Here is a 22,774-nt window from a genome sequence, read left to right on the forward strand (position 1 = left end):
GAACCTGCCGCTTACATCGCTTTGAAGCCTTGGACAGGGCCGCCTTTCACCCCCCGTATCTATGGGTTGCGCGCAAGGTGGGCAAGCCTGTCGCAACCAAGACAAGAACAGATCCGCTGGAGTGAACATGCTGGGACTCGGAACGCTCGCCAAAAAGGTGTTCGGAACACCGAACGACCGCAAGATCAAGGCGACCCGCCCCCTGATCGAAAAGATCAACGCGCTGGAGCCCGAGTTCGAGAACCTGTCCGACGAAGGGCTGATCGAAAAGACCGCCGAGCTGCGCAAACGCGCGCTGGATGGCGAAAGCCTGGATGACCTGCTGCCCGAAGCCTTTGCCAATGTGCGCGAAGGGGCCAAGCGCGCGCTGGGTCTGCGCGCCTTTGACGTGCAGCTAATGGGCGGTGCGTTTCTGCATCAGGGCAACATCTCGGAAATGAAAACGGGTGAGGGCAAAACACTGGTCGCCACCTTCCCCGCCTATCTGAACGCGCTGACCGGCAAGGGTGTGCACGTCGTCACCGTCAACGAATACCTCGCCAAGCGGGATGCCGAGTGGATGGGCAAGGTGTTCGCCGCCGTGGGTATGACCACCGGCGTGATCTGGTCCGGCCAACCGGATGCCGAGAAAAAGGCCGCTTATGCCTGTGACGTGACCTATGCCACCAATAATGAGCTGGGTTTCGACTATCTGCGCGACAATATGAAGGCCGATCTGGCCGAGATTTACCAGAAGCACCACAATTTCGCGATTGTGGACGAGGTCGACTCGATCCTGATCGATGAGGCGCGGACACCGCTGATCATCTCGGGCCCGTCGCAGGACCGCTCGGATCTTTACACCGCGATTGATGCGCTGATCCCGTCGCTGAGTGACGATCATTTCTCGCTGGATGAAAAGTCCCGCAACGTGACCTTCACCGATGAGGGCAACGAATTCCTTGAACAGCAATTGCTGGACGCGGGACTGATCCCCGAAGGCCATTCCCTGTATGATCCGGAAAGCACCACGGTGGTGCATCACGTCAACCAGGGTCTGCGCGCGCATAAACTGTTCCAGCGCGACAAGGATTACATTGTCCGTGACGGCAATGTGGTGTTGATCGACGAATTCACCGGCCGAATGATGCCGGGCCGCCGCCTGTCCGAAGGTCTGCATCAGGCGATTGAGGCCAAGGAAAACGTCCAGATCCAGCCCGAAAACGTGACGCTGGCCAGTGTGACCTTCCAGAACTACTTCCGCCTTTATGACAAGCTGGGCGGCATGACCGGCACGGCGCTGACCGAGGCCGAAGAATTTGCTGAAATCTACGGCCTGGGCGTCGTCGAAGTGCCGACCAATAAACCGATTGCCCGTCTGGACGAGGACGATCAGGTCTATCGCACCGCGATGGAGAAATACGGCGCGATCATCCAGGAGGCGAAAGAGGCCAGCGCCAAGGGTCAGCCGGTGCTGATCGGCACCACCTCGATCGAGAAATCCGAAGTGCTCAGCCAGATGCTGACCAAAGAAGGCATCGAGCATAACGTCCTGAACGCCCGCCAGCATGAACAAGAGGCCCAGATCGTTGCCGATGCTGGCCGCTATGGCGCGGTGACCATCGCCACCAACATGGCCGGTCGGGGCACCGATATTCAGCTGGGCGGCAACGTGGAAATGAAGGTTCTGCAGGCACTGGCCGAAAACCCCGAGGCCGATCCCGTCGAACTGCGCGCTGCGGAAGAGGCGCGTCATGCTGAAGAAAAACAGAAGGTGCTGGAGGCCGGTGGCCTTTACGTCATGGCCTCGGAACGGCACGAAAGCCGCCGTATCGACAACCAGCTTCGCGGCCGCTCGGGCCGTCAGGGCGACCCGGGCCGCACTGTGTTCTACCTGAGCCTCGAAGACGACCTGATGCGCATCTTCGGCTCGGAACGGCTGGACAAGGTGCTGACCACGCTGGGCATGAAGGAAGGCGAGGCCATCGTCCACCCCTGGGTGAACAAGTCGCTGGAACGGGCGCAATCCAAGGTCGAAGGCCGTAACTTTGACATGCGCAAGAACGTGTTGAAGTTCGACGATGTGATGAACGATCAGCGGAAAGTGGTCTTTAGCCAACGGCGCGAGATCATGTCCGCAGACGACCTGTCCGAGATCGTGTCGGACATGCGCGAGCAGGTGATCGACGATCTGATCGACGAATACATGCCGCCGAAATCCTATGCCGATCAGTGGGATACCGATGGTCTGCACGAGGCGATCAAGGACAAGCTGACCATTGACGCGCCGGTTCAGGACTGGGCCGCCGAGGAAGGCGTGGATGACGAACAGGTCCGCGAGCGTCTGATCAAGGCCGCCGATGAGATGATGGCGCAGAAGGCCGTGGCCTTTGGCCCCGAGAACATGCGCAACATCGAAAAACAGGTCCTGCTGCAAACCATCGACAGCAAATGGCGCGAGCATCTGCTGACGCTGGAGCATCTGCGTTCAGTCGTGGGTTTCCGCGGGTATGCCCAGCGCGATCCGCTGAACGAATACAAGACCGAAAGCTTCCAACTGTTCGAAGGCATGCTGGACTCCTTACGCGAAACCGTATCGCAGCAACTGTCTCGCGTACGCCCGCTGACCGAGGAAGAGCAAAAGGAAATGCTGGCCCAGATGGCCGCGCAACAGGCGCAGGCGCAGCAGGCGGTCGATCAGGCCGCAGGTCAGGCCGAGGCAAAGGCAGAAGCCGCCGCCTCGGGCGATGCGTTGCCGGGCTTTGACGAAAACGATCCCGCGACCTGGGGCAATCCAAAGCGCAATGATCCCTGCCCGTGCGGGTCTGGCAAGAAATTCAAACATTGCCATGGCAGACTGACCTGACGTCAACGTTAACCAATCACAATGAGTCCGTCTCGCGGCCACAAATTGGCCTCGATTCGGGGCGAATGTCCGACTCGCTCCTTCAACTGGGGAGGGTGTCTTGTTTGTAGTACGGAATTACGTGACCATGTGCGGCACAGTAGCCTGTGCCCTGGCGATTGGTTACCTGATGCAAAATGGAAGTGCTGCGCAGCCGAACGGGGCGCAGGATACTGCCTCTTTGACCAATCAGAATTCGGTTCTGGCAGGGCTGGACAGCATCGTCCTGACATCTGCCTCCCCCAATGACGCCGACAGCGGCCAAAAGACCGTCACAGTTGAACCCACGCGCGCTGAACCGCAGGCCAGAGAACCGCATCAAAACTGCAACCTGACCGCGCGGGCCATTGCCGTACCCGGTGCGCAGGCCCGGCTAAGCATCAAATCCCCCTGCCAAAGCAACGCACGGGTGAATATTCATCACAGCGGCCTGACCGTGACTCAGATCACCGACGAAAACGGTGCGCTGAACGTGACCATCCCGGCGCTTTCGGAATACGCGATCTTCCTGATCTCGTTCCCGGATCAATCCGGTACCGTCGCCACAACCCATGTGCCTGACATCAACCAATTCGACCGCGTCGCGCTGCAATGGCAAGGCGATACGGCCCTGCAGATCCACGCATTGGAATTTGGTGCAAGCTATGGCGGTGACGGCCATGTCTGGGCGGACAGCACAACAGCAGGGGCGGGCAGCGTCGTAAGCCTGGGCCACACCGGTCTTGTCGACGCCAATAATATCGAGATCTACTCTTTCCCGGCGGGCCAATCGCAACAATCCGGAACCATCGATCTGACGGTCGAGGCCGAGGTCACAGAAACCAACTGCGGTCGCGATCTGAACGTGCAATCCATCGAATTGCGGGCAGACAACCGCCTGCGGTCCCGCGACCTGAGCCTCGCCGTGCCGGACTGCACGCAAACCGGTGAGTTTCTGGTGTTGCATAATCTGCTCTCAGACCTGACAATTGCGGCAAAGTAATCCGCAGGCAGGCTCGGCTCTCTTATGACATTTTTCCGTGTGGCGGTGGCCGCGCTGATTTCCGCAATCCTTGGAACCGGTGCGGCAGCACAGGACATCACGCTCACCTCGCATGACGGCAAAGTCGAAATCACTGGCAACCTGCTGGGTTTCGACGGCGAATTCTACCGCGTGGACACTCAGTTCGGCGAGCTGACGGTCGACGGCTCGGGCGTCACCTGCGACGGCCCCGCTTGCCCGAACCTGATCGATTTCGTGGCCGAGGTCCGGTTTTCCGGCTCGTCCGTGATGGCCGAAACAGTTCTGCCCGCGCTGATCATCGGCTTTGCCCGGCAAGAGGGGCTGACTGCCACGCCAAAGCGCGTGGATGAACGCACCTTTGCATACGAACTGTTTCAGGCCGACCGGCAGGCCCCGCTGGCCCGTCTGTTCTTCCGCGTAGGCAATACGGATCAGGGATTTGCCGACCTGACCCAAAACACCGCCGACATCGTCATGGCCCTGCGCGAAATCCGCGAGGGCGAAGTTGATGCGGCCCAACAGGCCGGGCTGGGCGATCTGACCCACGCGCGCCAGTCCCGCGTCATTGCACTGGATGCCATCGTGCCGGTGGTGGCCAAAGACAATATCGCGGCGCAGATTTCTCCGGCTGATCTGGCCCGCGTACTGGCGGGTGAGGTCACCAACTGGTCCGATCTGGGCGGGCCCGACGCGCCGATCGCGTTGCATATGCCCGATGCCGGGTCTGGTCTGGCCCAGGCGGTTGAGGACCAGATTTTGGCACCCGTGGGCACAGACCTGACATCCGGCGTAATACGCCACGCACGCAACAGCGATCTGGTGCAGGCGGTGGCAAAGGACTCATTCGCCATTGGGATCACCAGCCATGCCTCGGCTGATGCCGCCCGTGCCCTGCCCCTGACGGGCGGATGCGGCCACGGGCTGGCCGCAACGCGCCACGCCATCAAGACCGAAGATTACCCGCTGACCCTGCCCATGTTCCTCTATCTGCCGGAACGCCGCCTGCCCCGGATCGCGCGGCAGTTTCTGGCCTATAGCCAAAGCGCTGACGCCCAGATGGCGATCCGGCAAGCCGGGTATGTGGATCAGGCGCCTGAAACCACGCGGATCGGGTTGCAAGGGGATCGCCTGTCCAACGCCATCGTCTCGGGCGGGGCCGAGGTCGGGCTGGAGGAAATCCAGCGCATGATCCAAGCCCTGCGCCCCATGGCCCGCCTGTCCCTGTCGGTTCGGTTCGAGCCCGGATCGTCCCGTCCCGACGCGCAATCGCGGTCGAACATCCTGTATCTGGCACAGGCGCTGGAGACCGGCACCCTGAACGCGCGCAAGCTGGCCTTTGTTGGCTTCAGCGATGGGGACGGGGCCGCCGCCACCAATGCCCGCATTGCCCTGCGCCGCGCTCAAACCGTTCGCAACGCTGTCCTGGCTGCGGTTGAAACCGAAATCCCCGACAGTATCGACATCTCGGTCGAAGGCTTTGGCGAGGCCATGCCCATGGCCTGCGATGACACTGAATGGGGCCGCAAGGTCAACCGGCGTGTCGAAATCTGGATCGAGTAACTCCCGCATCTTCTTCTCGTAAAAAATACGGTGGGGGTGAATTGACCCGCAGGATCAAAAGGGGGCAACGCCCCCTACAAATACCCCTCGGACCGAAAACTCAGCTCGGTCGATTTTCCGATGATCAGATGATCATGCAACGTCAGACCCAGCGCCGTGCAGGCATCGTGAATCCGGTTGGTCATGTCGATATCCGACTGAGACGGAGTCGGGTCGCCGGACGGGTGATTATGCACCAGTATCAGGGCCGAGGCATTCAGCTCCAACGCCCGTTTCGCGACCTCGCGCGGATAGACAGGTACATGATCCACCGTCCCCTTGGCCTGCTCCTCATCCGCGATCAGCACGTTCTTGCGGTCCAGATAGAACACCCGGAACTGTTCGATCTCGCGATGGGCCATGGTGGTGTGGCAGTAGTCCAGCAGGGCATCCCATCCGGAAATCACATGCCGCTGCATCACCCGCGCGCGGGCCATCCGGTGGGCGCAGGCTTCGAGGATTTTCAGGTCGGTGATCACTGTCTCGCCAACACCTTTGATCTGGCGCAGCCGTTCTTCGGGCGCGGTCAGCACGCGATTGAAATCCCCGAACGTATCCATCAGCCGCCGCGCCAGGGGTTTCACGTCCTGCCGGGGGATCGAGCGGAACAGGACCAGTTCCAGCAACTCATAATCCGGCATCGCTGCCGACCCGCCCGACATGAACCGCTCACGCAGTCGTTTGCGGTGGTCCTTGATGTATGACGGCAACCTGCCACTCGGCAGTGGCTGTGCTGGTGCTTCGTCCGTATCGAACAGCATGGGGGCTTCGGCAAAGGCGTCCTGTGTCATGGGCTAACCTTGACGCAGAATCGGTTTCTGATTTGTTAACGCACCTCACCCGCCAGCCGCGTCGTGGCCCGGCGAACCCCCATGTGCAGCAGGATGGAAAAGACCCCCAAAGTCAGCATCGCCGCAAACATCAGGTCCGTCTTCGCGCGGCCATTGGCCAGCAGCATCAGATAGCCCAACCCTTGCGACGACCCCACCCATTCACCGATCACCGCCCCGATGGGCGCATAGACCGCCGCCAGACGCATCCCCGAGGCCAAGGACGGCAGCGCCGCCGGAATACGGATATACCACAGCACCGCCCGCTTGCTGGCCTGCATGGTCCGCGCAAGGTCCAGATAACCGGGCGGCGTCCGCATCAGACCGTCAAAGAAAGACGAGGTGATCGGGAAATAGATGATCAGCACCGCCATCGCCACCTTGGACCAAAGCCCATAGCCCAGCCACAGGGTCAGCAGCGGGGCCAGCGCAAAGACCGGCAGCGCTTGCGTAAAGACCAGCATCGGCTGCACCAGCACCCGCGCCGCCCGCGAATTGGCCAATTGCAGCGCCGTGACGACGCCCAGCACCGTACCAACACCCAGACCGATCACCACTTCGACCGCAGTGATCCATGTGTGCTCGGCGATCAGCCAGCGATTCTGCCACCATGTCTCGGCCACAAGCGCCGGGCCAGGCAGGATGAATTTCGGCAGGCCGGTGATCCAGACGATCCCCTGCCAAACCGCCACCGAGAACACAGCCGCCGCTAGGGCCGAAAGGTATCTCATGCCGCCTCCCGCATCAGGCGCAACAGGGCCCCTTGGGTTTCCAATGTCTCAAGATCGTCCACATGGCGCGGTGCGCGCGCGCGCGGAGGTTCACACGCAGTCAGCCCCTGCTGCGTCATCACTACGATGGACTGACCCAGCCGCGCGGCCTCGGCCGGATCATGGGTGACCAACAGCACGGTCCGGCCCTGCAACGCCTCTGCCGCCAGATCCTGCATATCCGCGCGCGTGCGGGCATCGAGGGCCGAGAACGGCTCATCCAGCAGCACAATCGGCCGATCCTCCATCAGCGTTCGGGCCAAAGCCACGCGCTGTCGCTGGCCGCCGGACAATTCACAAGGTTTCTTGGCCATGTGGTCCTGCAGGCGCATTCGCTGGATAAGGCGGTCGCGCCGCCCCAGGTCGGGCTTCTCACCCCGCAGCCGTGCACCCAACGAGACATTCTGCGCCACTGTGGCCCAAGGCAGCAGCAAATCGTCCTGCGCCATATAGGCCACGCGGTCCGGGACTGGTTGCGCGTCGCTTGCGGTGATCTCGCCGGTGAACGCCGCTCCGGTTTCCAAACCGGCAATCAGGCGCAGGACCGTGGTTTTGCCAACGCCCGATCCGCCCAGCAGGCAGGTCCACTGCCCCGCCGCAAGGGTCAGGGTCAGCGGCGCGAACAAAGGCGCGTCGCCAATATTCGCCCGCCCATTGACGGTCAGATCGGGTGCGGGGGTCACGGGGTCAGACCCATTTGCCAGAAATTGACCTCCAGCTCGGTGGCCGTTCGGAAGGTCTTGCACAGGCGATCCCAACGAGGTGAGGCCCTGAAATCCGGTCCAATCCGCCGTGTCAGAGCCGAATCCATCAACTCACCAATCGCCTTGCACCCGGCTTGGTACTCGTCGCTGGCATAGGTGTTGATCCAATCGCGATATGTCTCGGATGTGGCCTCGGACGCCAACCGGGTGCCGATCTCGCCATATCCCATAACGCAGGGCGCCAAAGCGGCAAGCAGATCCAGCAGATCCCCGCTATACCCCGCCTCAAGCACAAAGCGGGTATAGGCAAGGTTCTCGGTCCGTTCGGGCGTCGCGAACAACGCCTTCTGAGTAATCCCGGCCGCCTGACATATCGCGATATGCAACTGCATCTCTTCCCCGACCAGAGCATTCACGGTTTCCGCTGCCGCCAGCATTTCCGCATGCGTTTCCGACTTGACCACCGCCAGCGCCCAGGCGCGACTAAAATGGATCAGGAACACATAATCCTGACGCAGGTAATGCAGGAACGCGTCGCGCGGCAGCGTCCCGTCCTTCATCCCTTCGACAAAGGCGTGGCGGGTATAGTCCCGCCACGGCCTCTGCGCCGCATCGCGCATCAGCGCGAAGGCGTTGCCGTACCCCCTCATTGCGCGGTCACGTCGATGGTGATGTCGCTGACCGGTGTAAGGCTGTCGACCATGCCGCTTTCGTTCAAAAACGCCTCGAACCTTGCATAACGACCGGCGTCAAAGCCCGCAGGACGCAGCGCAAAACGCGGCAGCGTGTCGATCCAGGCACGGGCGTTCAGCTCATCCTGCAACTCGGGCGAGGTAGAGGCAAAGATCTCCCAGCTTTGTTCCGGGTTGTTGACGATGAACTGCGTCGCCTTTTCGGTGGCTGCCAGGAACCGGGCGATCATGTCTTTGTCCATCGTTTCGGGGTTTGCGACATAGATCAGCTCGTCATAGGACGGCACACCCTCTTCCTCGATATAGAAACAGGTGCCCGGACGGCCTTCGATATCCATCTGGTTCAGTTCGAAATTGCGATAGGCGCCGATGACGGCATCCACCTGCCCGGACATCAGCGAGGGCGAGAGCGAGAAGTTGACGTTGATCAGTTCAACGTCGTCCAGCGTGACGTCGTATTTGCCCAGCACGGTGCCCAGAACAGCCTCTTCCACGCCCGCAACCGAGTACCCGATTTTCTTGCCCTTCAGGTCCGCAGGCGATTTGATCGGACCGTCTTTCAGCACCAGAAGGCAACTCAACGGGGTCGCAACCAGCGTCCCAACACGTTTCAGCGGCAGACCCTCGTGGATCTGAAGATGCAGTTGCGGCTGATAAGACACGGCAAGTTCCGCCTGACCGGCGGCCACCAGACGCGGCGGGGCCGAGGGGTCGGCGGGCGGAATGATCTCGACCTGCAATCCTTCGTCGGCGAAATATCCGTTTTCCTGAGCCACGATGATCGGGCCATGGTCGGGGTTGATGAACCAGTCCAGCAGCACGGTCATCTTGTCTTCGGCCCAGGCCGGCGCAGCGGCCAGAAGGGCGATGGCTTTCATCAGCTTTTTCATGTCTCGCGTTTCCTTTTCACTCACGAGGTTGAGGCCGCGACGAGGACAATCTCGCCCGACCAATCCGGTTCAATCTGTTCTGCAGCGCGCCAGGCCCGCAGGCCGGTGGCGCAGCACAAAGCCAGTCTTTTTTCTTTGTTAGGCTCTGTTTTCAGGTCTTCGACACTCAGGCGTTGCGCCAACGGGTGGATCGGGTCCGGGGCTTCGCCCGTGTCCCGCAATTCGACGATCATGTCATAGGCGTCCAGTTGCGAGGCGGCCAGAAAGGGAAAGGCCCGCTGAGGCTCGGGCGCTGCATCAAAACGGAAGCTGGTGCTGCGCAGGGTGCGGGCATCGAGTTGCACCATCTGACCCAACGGCGAGGGGTCGATCCCCAAAATCAACGCCAGCGCCATCTGCGCCTGCATCGCGCCGATCATTCCCACGACGGGCCCCAGAACACCCGCCGTGGCGCAGCTTGCCCCGCTGTCCGGCGCATCCGGAAACACCGCGCGCAGTGAGGGCGCACCGCCGCAAAACCCGCCGACATAGCCAGACAGGCCCAGAACCGAGCCGCTGATCAGCGGCTTGCTCGCGATCAGACAGGCATCCGACAAGGTATAGCTGGCGGCATAGCTGTCCGCACAATCAAGGATCACGTCAGCCTGCCCGGTGAAATCCATCACATTGACGTTTGTTAGAGCCTGTTTTGCTGCAACAACCACAATCCCGGAATTCAGCGCACGACAGCGCTCTGCCGCAGCTTCGGCTTTGGACCGACCGCATTCCGCCTCGGCAAACAACGTCTGTCGATGCAGGTTCGACAGGGCGACATGATCCGCATCCATGACCGTCAGATGTCCGACACCCGCCCCAGCCAGCAACGGCAGGACCGGCGCCGCCAGCCCGCCCGCGCCCACAACCAGAACCCGCGCGCGCGACAGGCGGGCCTGCCCTTCGGCGCCGACCTCGGGCAGGATCATCTGGCGGGCATAGCGGCTCATCTGGTGACCTCGATCCATTGGCGCACGCGCGCCTCGGGGTCGGGGTTCAGGGTGATGTCTGTCACGACCGAAACGATGTCCGCCCCAGCCTCAAGCACCCCTTCCGCGCGTTCAACGCTCATGCCGCCGATCCCGACCAGAGGGATGTCGCCCACGCGGGCCTTCCACTCGGTGACTTTGGGCAGGCCCTGCTGTTCCCATTTCATCTTTTTCAGAATCGTCGGATAAACCGGGCCCAGCGCCACATAATCGGGGTTCATGGTCAGCACACGCTCAAGCTCATCATCATCATGGGTCGAGACGCCCAGCTTCAGCCCAGCCTTGCGGATCGCTTTCAGATCAGCGTCGTCCAGATCCTCCTGGCCCAGATGGATCCAGTCACAGCCTGCATCGATGGCGGCCTGCCAATAGTCGTTGACCACCAGCACCGCGCCATACTCGCGGCAGAGATCGCGAGAGGTCACGATCTGCGCCCGAACAACCGCGTCCGGTTGGTCCTTGACGCGTAGCTGCACCAGCTTCACACCCAAGGGCAGCATCCGCCGCAGCCAGTCCGAATGATCGAAGATCGGATAGAAACGGTCCAGCGTCATGACAGGAACGCCTTTCCAATGACGGGGGTTGAGGGTTCGGCCATATCCCGCGCCTCGATCGGGTCGGCCTGATGCGCCAGTTGCCCGGCCTCAACCGCCATCGCCATTGCCTGCGCCATTCGCACCTGATCACCGGCCCGCGCGACTGCGGTGTTCAGAAGAACGGCGTCATAACCCAGTTCCATCGCATGGGCCGCATGGCTGGGCAGGCCAATCCCGGCATCGATAACCAGCGGCACATCGGGAAATTCCGCTCGCATGGCACGCAGCGCGTATTCGTTGTTCAGACCACGACCCGACCCGATGGGAGCACCCCAGGGCATCAGAACCTCGCACCCGGCCCCTAACAACCGTTCGCCCACGATCAGATCATCGGTGGTGTAGGGAAAGACCTGGAACCCGTCCTCGGTCAGAATTCGCGCGGCCTCGACCAGTTGGAACACGTCCGGTTGCAGGCTGTCGGTGTGGCCGATCAGTTCCAGCTTGATCCAAGGGGTCTCGAACACTTCGCGCGCCATATGCGCGGTTGTCACCGCCTCTTTCACCGTGTGGCACCCGGCGGTGTTGGGCAGCACGCGTACCCCCAGATCGCGGATCATCTGCCAGAATGTCTGCCCCGCCCCGGATTCGCGCCGCAGAGACACCGTGGCCACGCCAGCACCACTTGCGCGGAAGGCCTGTTCCAGAATCGCAGGGCTGGGATATTGCGCGGTGCCCAGCATCAGCGGATTGGGCAAGTCGATACCATAGAAACTGCGCATCCTCACCCCCCCTGCATCGGCGACAGGATTTCGACCCGGTCGCCTTCGTTCAAAGCATGGGCAATGCGCAGGCCCGAGGGCACAAATTCTTCATTCACCGCCGTCGCGACGCGACCCGAGAAACCGCATTCCTCTAACAACTCGGCCAAAGTGACGGCCATCACGTTCTTGGGTTCACCGTTAAGCACGATCTTCATCGACCATCTCCGACTGTTTGTTGTCCAACGCCAGATCGGCCACGCCCTGCGCCAGCGCCGGGGCCAGCAAATAGCCGTGACGGTAGAGCCCGTTGGCATAGATCGTCCCGCCCAGACGCCGAATGCGCGGCAGGTTGTCCGGAAAGGCGGGGCGCAGATCGACGCCGATTTCCAGCACCTCGGCCTCGCCAAATGCAGGGTTCAGCGCATAGGCGGCGCTGAGCAGCTCCAGCATCGACCGGGCCGTGATACGGCTGCTGTCTTCGCTTTCGATCATCGTGGCACCCAGCATGTAGATGCCATCGCCACGCGGCACGATATAAAGCGGGATACGCGGATGCAGCAGACGAACCGGACGCGTCAGGGTCACGTCAGGGCAGCGCACGACCAGCATCTCGCCCTTCACGCCGCGCAGGTCCTGCAACACATCCCGCGCCGTCAGCCCGCGGCAGTCGATGAGGTTATCCAACTGCGCAGGCGCGTGATCGTTGCGGAATTCGACACCCTGTTCCTTGAGATTGCGGTACAGGTCATGCAGCGCCTGTCGTGGATCAAGGTGAGCCTCCCCTTCAAAAAACAAGCCCTGTCCGAATCCATACAAATCAGGCTCTAATTCAGACAATTTCGCACGATCTACTTCGGTAAACGCTTCGGTCCGACGCGCGAAGCGGCGCAAGTCCGGCACATCCCTGGCATTCGCCACGACCAGAGTGCCATTGCGATGCACCTGCGTTCGCTCCGCCCACCAGGCAATGGCCATCTGACCCAACCGCAAAACGGGTTCCTCGGCGTTTTCGTATTCGCACCACGGGGCCAGCATGCCGCCCGCCCACCACGAACACCCATGCGGACCGGGCGGGCCAGCGGGGTCAAAGACCTGCACCCGTTCGCCGCGCGAGACCAGCTCGCTGGCAACGGCCAATCCGGCAACCCCGGCCCCTATGACAGACCAGTGCGTCACGCGGGCCAAACCCGGTGAAAGTGATGCACCGGCCCGTGCCCCGATCCGACATTCAACTCATCCGCCCGCGCAATCGCGCCTTGCAGATAGTCATGCGCTTCGGCCACCGCCTCGGGCAGCGCCAAACCCTTTGCCAAACCGGCCGCAATCGCCGAGGACAGGGTGCAACCCGTTCCATGCGTGTTTCTGGTGTTTTGCCTTGGTGCCTGAAACTCGGCCACAACACCTGTTTCACCGATCAGCACATCGTGGCAGATGTCACCTGTGCCATGGCCACCCTTCATCAGAACCGTGCGCGCTCCCATTGCGCACAGCGCCTTGCCCTGTTCGATCATCTCGCTTCGCGACACCGCAGCTTTCTGATCCAGCAGGCAAGCCGCCTCGGGCAGGTTCGGTGTCAAAACACTCGCGCGGGGCAACAGGACGTCACGGAGGGTCTGCACAGCCGCGTCCGCCAGCAAGGCGTCGCCGGATTTCGCAATCATCACCGGGTCTAGAACAACGGGGCCGTCAAACCCCGATAATGCCCGCGCTACGGTTTGGATGATTTCAGGCGTTGCCAGCATGCCGATCTTGATCGCGTCAACGTTCAGATCGGTCAGCACCGCCTCGACCTGCGCGGCGATCACGTCCGGCGGGATACCGTGCACAGCCGTAACCGCCTGCGTGTTCTGCGCCGTAACGGCAGTGATGACGCTGGAGCCGTAAACTCCCAAAGCCGACATCGCCTTCAGATCGGCCTGAATCCCCGCGCCGCCGCCGCTGTCGGATCCTGCTATGGTCAGGGCAATTGCTGCCACTTCGTCGCTCCATCATTTTGGGGGCAACGCGGGCATGGAAAACGTCTGTATGCGTTAGACCGTTCCCTACGCCGGTATTGCCCGGATCAGGTTCGATGGGTTAGCGCATTCACGCCTCTCAGCCCTTTGATCAGGGCACCCCAACGGTTGATGCGGACAATCTCAGGGCAGGCGCTGGAAATCAAGCGCCAATCCACAGGTCATAAGGCCACTTTGGGCAAGAGATTAAGACCAAAGCGGCGTTTGAATTGCGGGGGGAATATGCGAGGCTCTGCCTCGCGCTCCGAGGTATTTTGGGCCAGATGAATAAAGGATCCCTTGCTTCATCTGGCTACAAATATCTCGGGGGAGACGCCCGGTACGGGCGGCGGGGGCAGAGCCCCCAATAGCGGACGACCTCCCCTATAGAGGCAGTCCGCCTTAACCCTTCATCCCGTCCCAAAAGGACTTGACGGACGAGAAAAAGCTTTTGGATTCCGGGTGGTTATCTTCCCCCAGATCATCAAACTCACGCAGAAGCTCTTTCTGTCGGCTGGTCAGGTTGACCGGAGTTTCCACGGCCAGTTCGATGAACATGTCGCCAACACCGCCACCGCGAAGGGCGGGCATGCCCTTGCCGCGCAGACGCATCTGACGGCCCGACTGGCTGCCTGCCGGGATTTGCACCCGACCGCGGCCACCGTCGATGGTTGGAACTTCGATCGACCCGCCCAGCGCAGCCTTGGCCATGCTTACCGGCACGCGGCAGTAAAGGTTCACGCTGTCGCGTTCGAACAGCTTGTGATCCGAAACCTCTACAAAGATATAGAGATCGCCCGGAGGGCCACCGCGCATTCCGGCTTCGCCTTCACCGGCCAAGCGGATACGGGTGCCGGTTTCAACACCGGCAGGGATGTTCACCGACAGGGCGCGTTCTTTTTCGACACGGCCCGCACCATTGCAGGATTTACATGGGTTCTTGATGATCTGGCCCAATCCCGAACAGGTCGGGCAGGTGCGTTCAACGGTAAAGAACCCCTGCTGCGCGCGAACCTTGCCCATACCGGAACAGGTCGGACAGGTGGTGGGCTCTGCACCGCCTTCGGCCCCCGTTCCTTCGCAGGATGAACAGGCCACTGCGGCGGGTACGTTGATGGTTTTCTGCAGCCCCGCGTAAGCCTCTTCCAACGACACACGCAGATTATAGCGCAGGTCCGAACCACGCGCCGCGCGACGTCCGCCACCGCCCCGCTGCCCGCCCATGAAATCGCCGAACAGATCGTCGAAAACGTCCGAGAACGCGCTGGAAAAATCGCCCTGACCAAAGCCGCCGCCGGGACGGCCCCCGCCGCCCATACCGTTTTCGAATGCGGCATGACCAAACCGGTCATAGGCCGCTTTCTTGTCGGCGTCGCGCAGCACGTCATAAGCCTCGTTGGCTTCCTTGAACTGCGCCTCGGCATCCGGGTTGTCCTTGTTGCGGTCGGGATGCAACTCTTTGGCTTTCTTGCGAAAACCCTTTTTGATCTCGTCCGCCGATGCGCCCTTGGTCACGCCGAGCACATCGTAGTAGTCGCGTTTTGACATCAGTGTTTCCTTCTGCCTCAACGTAATCGGGCCGGCCCGGCAACCGGACCGGCCCGCATTGGCCCGGTTACCCGTTAGTTACGCTTGTCGTCGTCCAGATCTTCAAACTCGGCGTCGACAATATCATCATCGCCCGGCGCGGCATCTGCTGCTGCCGGTTCTTCTTCGCCCTCTTCGGCTTGCGCCTTGTAGATGGCTTCGCCCAGCTTCATGGCCGCTTCGGTCACGTTCTGAATGCCCGACTTGATCTTGTCGGCATTCTCGGTCTCCAGCTCGTCCTTCAGCGCGGCAATCGCCAGCTCGATGGCTTCGATGGTGGTCGGGTCAACCTTGTCGGCATGCTCTTCCATCGACTTTTCGGTCGAGTGGATGAGGCTTTCCGCCTGGTTCTTGGCATCGACCAGCTCGCGGCGTTCCTTGTCGGCTTCCGCGTTCTCTTCGGCGTCCTTGACCATCTTTTCGATGTCCTCGTCGGACAGGCCGCCAGATGCCTGGATGGTGATCTTCTGCTCTTTGCCGGTGCCTTTGTCCTTGGCCGAAACCGAGACAATGCCGTTGGCGTCGATGTCAAACGTCACCTCGATCTGCGGCATACCGCGCGGTGCGGGCGGGATGTCTTCAAGGTTGAACTGACCCAGGATCTTGTTGTCCGAGGCCATTTCACGCTCACCCTGGAACACGCGGATGGTCACGGCGTTCTGGTTGTCTTCGGCGGTCGAGAAGACCTGAGACTTTTTCGTCGGGATGGTCGTGTTGCGGTCGATCAGACGGGTGAACACGCCGCCCAGAGTTTCAATCCCCAGCGACAGCGGGGTCACGTCCAGCAGAACAACATCCTTGACGTCGCCCTGCAGAACACCGGCCTGAATGGCGGCGCCCATGGCGACAACTTCGTCCGGGTTCACGCCCTTGTGCGGCTCTTTGCCGAAGAATTTGGTGACCTCTTCGATCACTTTCGGCATCCGGGTCATACCACCGACCAGAACAACCTCATCGACGTCGCCCGCCGACAGACCGGCGTCTTTCAGCGCGGCGGCGCAGGGCTTCATCGATTTCTTGATCAGATCGCCCACCAGCGATTCCAGCTTGGCACGGGTCAGTTTCATGACCATGTGCAGCGGCTGACCGTTCGAGCCCATCGAGATGAACGGTTGGTTGATCTCGGTCTGCGAGGTCGAGGACAGTTCGATCTTGGCTTTTTCAGCGGCTTCTTTCAGACGCTGCAGAGCCATCTTGTCCTGAGACAGATCAACGCCGTGTTCCTTTTTGAACTCATCCGCCAGGTAGTTGACGATGCGCATGTCAAAGTCTTCACCACCCAGGAAGGTGTCACCGTTGGTCGATTTGACCTCGAACAACCCGTCGTCGATTTCCAGAATGGTCACGTCGAAGGTACCACCGCCAAGGTCATAAACCGCGATGGTTTGGGTATCTTCCTTGTCCAGACCATAGGCCAGCGCGGCGGCGGTCGGTTCGTTGATGATCCGCAGCACTTCCAGACCGGCGATTTTACCGGCGTCTTTGGTGGCCTGACGCTGTGCGTCGTTGAAGTAGGCGGGAACGGTGATAACCGCCTGCGTGACGTCCTCACCCAGATAGCTCTCGGCGGTTTCCTTCATCTTGCCCAGAGTGAAGGCCGAGATCTGGCTTGGGGAGTATTTTTCACCGCGGGCTTCGACCCACGCGTCGCCATTGCCGCCATCGACGATGGCGTAGGGCACCATTTTCTTGTCTTTTTCGACTTCTGCATCATCCACGCGACGACCGATCAGGCGCTTGACGCCAAAGATCGTGTTGTCGGGGTTGGTGACCGCCTGACGTTTCGCAGGCTGACCGACCAGACGCTCTTCTTCGGTGAAGGCGACGATCGAGGGCGTGGTCCGCGCCCCTTCGGCGTTTTCGATGACCTTCGGCTGCGAGCCGTCCATGATGGCCACGCACGAGTTTGTGGTACCGAGGTCAATCCCGATGACTTTTCCCATTTTTGCAATCCCTTTCTCTTCAAGGCGATGTCCCGAGGGCCGGACCCGTTATGGCATCCTGTCCCCGATCTGATGTGCGCGACAGCACTACACCAACGCGCGTCCCGGCGTATATAAGGGCCGGACCAGAGGCCTGCAAGCACTCTGAATCGCAGCTTTTCGCGAATCTGCGGCCTTTTTGGGCAAGGATTAAGTAAGGAATGGGGAATCTGGGATGGCGCGGCTGCTTTTGCGGGGGTTCGACATCAGGAAAGGGTATCTGGACAGCGCCGCGCAGACCCGGGTGATCGAAGCGCTGCGCCCGATTCTGAAAGCCGCGCCGCTGTTCCGGCCCGTGACGCCGTCGGGGAAAGAGATGTCCGTGCGCATGACCTCGGCCGGGGATCTGGGTTGGGTCACCGACAGATCGGGCTATCGCTATCAGGATCGCCACCCCAAAGGCGCCAAATGGCCTGCCATACCCGAGGCGGTTCTGACCATCTGGCGCGATCTGGTCAGCCCGGATCGCGCGCCCGATTGTTGCCTGATCAATTACTATGACGAGGACGCAAAGATGGGGCTGCATCAGGACAAAGATGAGGCTGATTTTTCCTGGCCCGTTCTGTCCGTGTCACTGGGCGACGACGCGCTGTTCCGGATCGGCAATACGACACGCGGCGGCAAGACGGAATCGATCTGGCTGAGTTCGGGCGACGTCGTCATCATGGGCGGCCCGGCCCGGCTGACCTATCACGGCGTTGATCGCATCCGGCCCGGATCATCGCGGTTGTTGCCCAAAGGCGGACGGATCAACCTGACGATGCGCATGGCAACCTAACGGCGGGCGTTCCAGCTTTGGGACATGTGCTTGCGGGAAAAAAACTCGCCCAGCAAACCGATCATCAGCAGCGCTATTCCAACCCACAACGCGTATTCCCAACTGGTGTTGCGGGGGAAATAGTTGCGAAACACGAAGCCCCGACACTGATCGATCAGGTGAAACAGAGGGTTCCACGCAAACATCAACAGAACGCTTCCGCCCAATGCGTTGGCAATGAACATCTTACCGGAAAACACCATGTTCAGACGGCGGTAAATGTTGCTGAGCATCCCGGCGGCCGTCGGAAACCATGGGGTTAAGGCCATAAACACCAAACCAACCGAACAGCCGGTGAACCAGGACAGAATGAACATCCCAAACGCGCCGCCGGGATCCTGAACCTCAAGCGGCGCGACCGCCAGGCTGTAGACGAACAGGATCACCAGAACTGACATCAATTGCTTGTAAAGCGTGCCGAACGCGGCGGCCAGGATCATGACCATCGGGTTCATGGGCGAGTGCAGCATCATCGGACTGTTCTTGCCGCCAAGTTTCGAAATGCTGCCAACCGATTGAATATGCGTCATGAACAGGAAAACACCTGACAAAACATACAGGACAAATTCGCCCCGGATTTTGGCGACGCGTGTACCCATGAAGGACATGATCAGGTAAAACACCGAAGCCATCAGAACGACCTGCAAAATGTTGATCAGGATCGCAATAACCGCGTTGGAATGCCGCGCGCGCACGCTGCGCACCACGGCGTGGAACACCAGTTCGGCTGTGGTGAACGCACCGCTCAGCAGCGTTTGGTTACGCCTAAAATAAAACACTCGAAGGGTCTTTCCCGTTTTGCTGCCGTCAATCTGGCACGAATACCTTGCCGTTCGGTAACCGGCACATCATAAATCCGTCAGAGATTTGGATCAACAAACCACGTAAACGGAGCTTTTTTGTGACCTACGACGCGCTTATCCCCGTCATCCGACGTCTGGCCCTGGAAGCAGGCGACAAGATCATGGAGATCTACAACTCGGATGATTTCGACGTAAAGGTCAAATCTGACGCCAGCCCCGTGACCGAAGCGGATGAGGCCGCAGATGCCCTGATCTCGGCCGGGCTGCGCGCAGCGTTTCCCGATATTCTGCTGGTGACCGAGGAGCAAGCCGCCTCGCATTCCGAGAAAGGTGACACTTTCCTGATCGTCGATCCGCTGGATGGCACCAAGGAATTCATCAACCGGCGTGGGGATTTCACGGTCAATATTGCCCTGGTCGAAAACGGGGTTCCGACGCGGGGCGTTGTTTACGCGCCAGCCAAGGGGCGCATGTTCTACACGCAGGCCGATGGCCAATCGGTCGAGGAAACCGGTGCGCTGGATAAGGACCAGCCCGGCGACCTGACCGCAATATCAGTCTCTGAACCAGACAATTCGGCGCTTTTGATCGTTGCGTCCAAATCGCACCGGGATCAGGCGACCGAGGATTACATCAACAAATATCAGGTGCAGGACAGCAAAAGCGCGGGCTCGTCGCTGAAATTCTGTCTGGTGGCAACGGGTGAGGCTGATCTTTACCCCCGTGTCGGGCGCACGATGGAGTGGGATACCGCCGCCGGTCACGCGGTGCTGGCGGGCGCGGGCGGTCAGGTGGTTCGCTTTGACGACCATTCCCCGCTGACCTACGGCAAGGACGGCTATGCAAATCCGTTCTTTATCGCCTACGCTCCGGGTGTTGAGTTGAAGGAAGCCTGATGTCTGTTCTGATCGCCATCCCCGCCCGCTATGCCTCGACCCGGTATCCCGGCAAGCCTCTGGTTCCGTTGACCGGCGCGACCGGTAAGGCGATGACACTGATCGAACGGTCCTGGCGCGCGGCCTGTTCCGTCTCGGGCGTCGACAAGGTGGTTGTTGCCACCGATGACGACCGTATCCGCGAGGCCGCCGAGGCCTTCGGGGCCGAAGTCGTCATGACTTCCGAAGCATGCCAGAACGGCACCGAACGCTGCGCCGAAGCGCATGCCGCACTGGGCGGTGGCTATGAGATCGTCGTGAACCTGCAAGGCGATGCACCTTTGACGCCACATTGGTTTGTCGAGGATCTGATCTCGGGCCTGCGCGCGGCACCTGATGCGGGTGTGGCCACCCCGGTTCTGCGCTGTGACGGCGATGCGCTGAACAGTTTGCTGAACGACCGCAAACATGGGCGTGTCGGCGGCACCACAGCCGTTTTCGCGCGCGACAACAGCGCGATGTATTTCTCGAAAGAAGTCGTGCCGTTCACAGCCGAAACCTATGAAGACGACGCACCCACCCCGGTCTTTCATCACGTCGGCGTCTATGCCTATCGGCCCGATGCTTTGGCCGCCTATCCCGGCTGGCCAACCGGACCGCTGGAACAGCTGGAAGGTCTGGAACAGCTGCGCTTCATGGAAAACGGGCGCAAGGTTCTGTGCGTCGAGGTCGAAGCCAAAGGTCGCCAGTTCTGGGAGCTGAACAACCCGCAGGACGTACCGAAGATCGAAGAGATGATGGCCGCTATGGGTCTGGAGTGACCTCTTTTCCCCATGACCTTCGCACCTGCCATGGCGTAGGAACCTCCAACTCTGACCTTACGGATCGCATATGAAAACTGTTCTTGTAACCGGTGGCGCTGGCTATATCGGATCCCATGCCTGCAAGGCGTTGTCACAGGCCGGGTATGTGCCCGTCACCTATGACAACCTGATCACCGGCTGGCAGGATGCGGTCAAATTCGGCCCGTTCGAACAGGGCGACCTTCTGGATCGCGCCCGTCTGGACGAGGTTTTCGCGAAACACCAGCCAGTGGCGGTGATGCATTTCGCCGCGCTCAGCCAGGTGGGCGAGGCGATGAAAGAGCCCGGTAAATACTGGTCCAACAACGTGACCGGCTCGCTGACGCTGATCGAGGCCGCGGTTGCGGCAGGGTGTCTGGACTTTGTGTTCTCATCGACCTGCGCCACCTATGGTGAGCATGACAATGTCGTTCTGGACGAGACAACCTCGCAGCACCCGCTGAACGCTTATGGTGCCTCAAAGCGCGCGATCGAGGATATTCTGCACGATTTCGAGGCCGCGCATGGGCTGCGACACGTAATCTTCCGCTATTTCAACGTCGCGGGCGCGGACCCGGATGGCGAAGTTGGTGAATTTCACCGCCCTGAAACCCATCTGGTGCCGCTGATGCTGGACGCAATTGACGGCAAACGGGACGGGCTGACTGTATTTGGCACCGATTACGACACGCCAGACGGCACCTGTATCCGCGACTATGTCCATGTCTGCGATCTGGTTGACGCGCATGTACTGGGTTTGAACTGGCTGGAAGAGGGCAAAGGCAGCCGGGTCTTCAACCTTGGCACCGGCTCGGGCTTTTCGGTTCTGCAAGTCATCCAACATTCCAAGGCCGTCACCAACCGCGCGGTGCCCTATACGGTCGGGGCGCGCCGCGAAGGCGATTGCACCAAACTGGTCTCAGGGTCTGTCCGGGCCGAGGCCGAGTTGGGGTGGAAGCCCAAAAGGTCAACGTTAGAGACGATGATCGCCGACGCATGGCGCTGGCATCAGAACGGCCATTACGAGCAATGAGGCCCGGTTGACCAGCGCATCGGTACAGACCCTACCCCAAATCGGATGGGCCCAGATGTACCGTCTGCGCTGGAAACGCCGCCGTCTGCTAATGCGCGCTTGGCGCAGCCGACATCAACTGAGCAGCGCGAACGATCAGACCGACAAGATCACGCGCGGCAGCATTCTGGCCTTCACCACGCTGCGCAACGAAATCACGCGCCTGCCCTGGTTTCTGCACCATTATCGCAGCCTCGGGATCGATCACTTTCTGATCGTGGACAATGGTAGCGATGATGGCTCGGCTGAATTGCTGCTGGACCAGCCCGATGTCTCGCTATGGCAAACCCATGCAAGCTATCGGGCTTCGCGCTATGGGCTGGACTGGCTGACATGGCTCCAAATGCGCCATGGCCATCGCCATTGGTGCCTGATGGTGGATGCGGATGAGTTGTTGATCTATGCCCATCACGACACACGCTCGCTGCACGATCTGACAAAATGGCTGGACCAGACGGGGCGCGGGGCATTTGGCGCTTTGATGCTGGACCTGTATCCCGAAGGTCCGTTGGGGGATCAAAGCCATGACCCCGAAAGTGATCCGACGGCAGTACTGAGTTGGTTCGATGCCGGGCCTTATCGGGCCCAGCGTCAAAGCCCGGCGGGCAATCTTTGGGTGCAGGGCGGTGCGCGTGAACGCATGTTCTTTGCCACGACGCGACAGCGATCTCCGACCCTGAACAAGATCCCGCTGATACGCTGGTGCCGCCGCTACGCCTATGTGAATTCCTGCCACTCGGCCCTGCCCCGGCACTTGAACGCAGCCTATGACGGACCCGGAGGCTCGGCCCCTTCCGGTATCTTGCTCCACACAAAATTCCTGCCCGAGATCGTCGAGAAGTCGCGGATTGAGAAGCAGCGCCGCCAGCATTTTCATGACCCTGACCAATTCGGGCCATATTATGATGGGATTATCAATCGCCCGACCCTTTGGACCGCTCAATCGACGCGCTATGCAGGGTGGGAACAATTGCAGCAACTTGGGTTAATGAATGCCGGAGGATGGACGTAATGGGCGAAAACATGTGCATAAAAACCATGTTCACCGCTAACCGGTTCTAAATCCATTGCCCTGCAAGATGCATAGGTGGCATAAATCGGCATTAACCCG

The 22,774-nt window shown here is 60.6% G+C and carries 22 protein-coding genes and 1 riboswitch; of the genes, 8 read left to right on the plus strand and 14 right to left on the minus strand.

Annotated elements, in window-relative coordinates; translation table 11 throughout:
• Positions 1–127 precede the first annotated feature (127 nt).
• From secA to ACR0C9_RS08535, 3 genes are all read left to right on the plus strand, one after another.
• On the plus strand, positions 128–2,845 hold the full coding sequence (secA, locus tag ACR0C9_RS08525; protein ID WP_170453411.1) for a preprotein translocase subunit SecA: 2,718 nt from the start codon (positions 128–130) through the stop codon (positions 2,843–2,845).
• A 100-nt stretch (positions 2,846–2,945) separates the two neighbouring features.
• On the plus strand, positions 2,946–3,866 hold the full coding sequence (locus ACR0C9_RS08530) for a hypothetical protein (RefSeq protein ID WP_480780800.1): 921 nt from the start codon (positions 2,946–2,948) through the stop codon (positions 3,864–3,866).
• Positions 3,867–3,890: 24 nt separating this feature from the next.
• A complete protein-coding gene (locus tag ACR0C9_RS08535) occupies positions 3,891–5,447 on the plus strand; it encodes a phosphate ABC transporter substrate-binding/OmpA family protein (protein ID WP_480626497.1) in 1,557 nt (518 codons plus the stop codon).
• Positions 5,448–5,521: 74 nt separating this feature from the next.
• On the opposite strand, the gene radC is transcribed toward ACR0C9_RS08535, so the two are convergent.
• The 13 genes from radC to dnaK all read right to left on the minus strand — a co-directional run bounded on the left by radC (position 5,522) and on the right by dnaK (position 17,215).
• Positions 5,522–6,277: a RadC family protein gene (gene radC, locus ACR0C9_RS08540; protein ID WP_170453408.1), complete on the minus strand. Its 756-nt coding sequence runs from the start codon at positions 6,275–6,277 to the stop codon at positions 5,522–5,524.
• Between the two features lie 35 nt (positions 6,278–6,312).
• A complete protein-coding gene (locus ACR0C9_RS08545) occupies positions 6,313–7,047 on the minus strand; it encodes an ABC transporter permease (RefSeq protein WP_480780801.1) in 735 nt (244 codons plus the stop codon).
• Positions 7,044–7,769 carry an ABC transporter ATP-binding protein gene (locus ACR0C9_RS08550; protein ID WP_480626496.1) on the minus strand — a complete coding sequence of 242 codons (726 nt, stop codon included), beginning with the start codon at positions 7,767–7,769 and terminating at the stop codon, positions 7,044–7,046. The genes ACR0C9_RS08545 and ACR0C9_RS08550 overlap by 4 nt, the downstream gene beginning before the upstream one ends.
• Positions 7,766–8,440, minus strand: a complete 675-nt coding sequence (tenA, locus tag ACR0C9_RS08555) for a thiaminase II (protein ID WP_480780802.1) — start codon at positions 8,438–8,440, stop codon at positions 7,766–7,768. Before tenA ends, ACR0C9_RS08550 begins: the two co-directional genes overlap by 4 nt.
• Positions 8,437–9,372 carry an ABC transporter substrate-binding protein gene (locus ACR0C9_RS08560; RefSeq protein WP_480780803.1) on the minus strand — a complete coding sequence of 312 codons (936 nt, stop codon included), beginning with the start codon at positions 9,370–9,372 and terminating at the stop codon, positions 8,437–8,439. The genes tenA and ACR0C9_RS08560 overlap by 4 nt, the downstream gene beginning before the upstream one ends.
• 20 nt (positions 9,373–9,392) lie before the next feature.
• Positions 9,393–10,355: a HesA/MoeB/ThiF family protein gene (locus ACR0C9_RS08565; RefSeq protein ID WP_480780804.1), complete on the minus strand. Its 963-nt coding sequence runs from the start codon at positions 10,353–10,355 to the stop codon at positions 9,393–9,395.
• On the minus strand, positions 10,352–10,948 hold the full coding sequence (locus ACR0C9_RS08570) for a thiamine phosphate synthase (protein WP_170623459.1): 597 nt from the start codon (positions 10,946–10,948) through the stop codon (positions 10,352–10,354). The genes ACR0C9_RS08565 and ACR0C9_RS08570 overlap by 4 nt, the downstream gene beginning before the upstream one ends.
• Positions 10,945–11,709: a thiazole synthase gene (locus ACR0C9_RS08575; protein ID WP_480780805.1), complete on the minus strand. Its 765-nt coding sequence runs from the start codon at positions 11,707–11,709 to the stop codon at positions 10,945–10,947. Before ACR0C9_RS08575 ends, ACR0C9_RS08570 begins: the two co-directional genes overlap by 4 nt.
• 2 nt (positions 11,710–11,711) lie before the next feature.
• Entirely contained in the window at positions 11,712–11,906 is a 195-nt protein-coding gene (gene thiS, locus ACR0C9_RS08580) for a sulfur carrier protein ThiS (protein ID WP_170520974.1), read from the minus strand.
• On the minus strand, positions 11,890–12,867 hold the full coding sequence (locus ACR0C9_RS08585; protein ID WP_480780806.1) for an FAD-dependent oxidoreductase: 978 nt from the start codon (positions 12,865–12,867) through the stop codon (positions 11,890–11,892). The genes thiS and ACR0C9_RS08585 overlap by 17 nt, the downstream gene beginning before the upstream one ends.
• Entirely contained in the window at positions 12,864–13,667 is an 804-nt protein-coding gene (gene thiD / locus ACR0C9_RS08590; RefSeq protein WP_170453398.1) for a bifunctional hydroxymethylpyrimidine kinase/phosphomethylpyrimidine kinase, read from the minus strand. The genes ACR0C9_RS08585 and thiD overlap by 4 nt, the downstream gene beginning before the upstream one ends.
• A 46-nt stretch (positions 13,668–13,713) precedes the next feature.
• A riboswitch (TPP riboswitch) is annotated at positions 13,714–13,820 on the minus strand.
• Between the two features lie 267 nt (positions 13,821–14,087).
• Positions 14,088–15,233 carry a molecular chaperone DnaJ gene (gene dnaJ / locus ACR0C9_RS08595; protein WP_480583346.1) on the minus strand — a complete coding sequence of 382 codons (1,146 nt, stop codon included), beginning with the start codon at positions 15,231–15,233 and terminating at the stop codon, positions 14,088–14,090.
• Positions 15,234–15,307: 74 nt separating this feature from the next.
• Entirely contained in the window at positions 15,308–17,215 is a 1,908-nt protein-coding gene (gene dnaK, locus ACR0C9_RS08600; protein ID WP_170453396.1) for a molecular chaperone DnaK, read from the minus strand.
• A 214-nt stretch (positions 17,216–17,429) separates the two neighbouring features.
• Here dnaK and ACR0C9_RS08605 point away from each other — a divergent pair, with 214 nt between their 5' ends.
• Complete coding sequence (locus ACR0C9_RS08605; RefSeq protein WP_170453395.1) at positions 17,430–18,032, plus strand: alpha-ketoglutarate-dependent dioxygenase AlkB; 603 nt, start codon at positions 17,430–17,432, stop codon at positions 18,030–18,032.
• On the opposite strand, the gene ACR0C9_RS08610 is transcribed toward ACR0C9_RS08605, so the two are convergent.
• A complete protein-coding gene (locus ACR0C9_RS08610; RefSeq protein ID WP_170453394.1) occupies positions 18,029–18,850 on the minus strand; it encodes an ABC-2 transporter permease in 822 nt (273 codons plus the stop codon). The genes ACR0C9_RS08605 and ACR0C9_RS08610 overlap by 4 nt on opposite strands.
• A 122-nt stretch (positions 18,851–18,972) precedes the next feature.
• On the opposite strand from ACR0C9_RS08610, the gene cysQ reads away from it, so the two are divergent.
• The 4 genes from cysQ to ACR0C9_RS08630 all read left to right on the plus strand — a co-directional run bounded on the left by cysQ (position 18,973) and on the right by ACR0C9_RS08630 (position 22,675).
• Positions 18,973–19,770 (plus strand): 3'(2'),5'-bisphosphate nucleotidase CysQ, encoded by a 798-nt coding sequence (cysQ, locus tag ACR0C9_RS08615; protein WP_480780807.1) that lies wholly within the window; start codon positions 18,973–18,975, stop codon positions 19,768–19,770.
• Positions 19,770–20,570 carry a 3-deoxy-manno-octulosonate cytidylyltransferase family protein gene (locus ACR0C9_RS08620; protein ID WP_480780808.1) on the plus strand — a complete coding sequence of 267 codons (801 nt, stop codon included), beginning with the start codon at positions 19,770–19,772 and terminating at the stop codon, positions 20,568–20,570. The genes cysQ and ACR0C9_RS08620 overlap by 1 nt, the downstream gene beginning before the upstream one ends.
• 70 nt (positions 20,571–20,640) lie before the next feature.
• The gene (gene galE, locus ACR0C9_RS08625; protein WP_170631519.1) at positions 20,641–21,624 is read left to right on the plus strand and encodes a UDP-glucose 4-epimerase GalE; all 984 of its coding nucleotides are present in this window, start codon (positions 20,641–20,643) and stop codon (positions 21,622–21,624) included.
• Between the two features lie 55 nt (positions 21,625–21,679).
• The gene (locus tag ACR0C9_RS08630; RefSeq protein WP_170453691.1) at positions 21,680–22,675 is read left to right on the plus strand and encodes a glycosyltransferase family 2 protein; all 996 of its coding nucleotides are present in this window, start codon (positions 21,680–21,682) and stop codon (positions 22,673–22,675) included.
• Positions 22,676–22,774 lie beyond the last annotated feature (99 nt).

This window comes from Ruegeria sp. C12, from assembly GCF_056537745.1.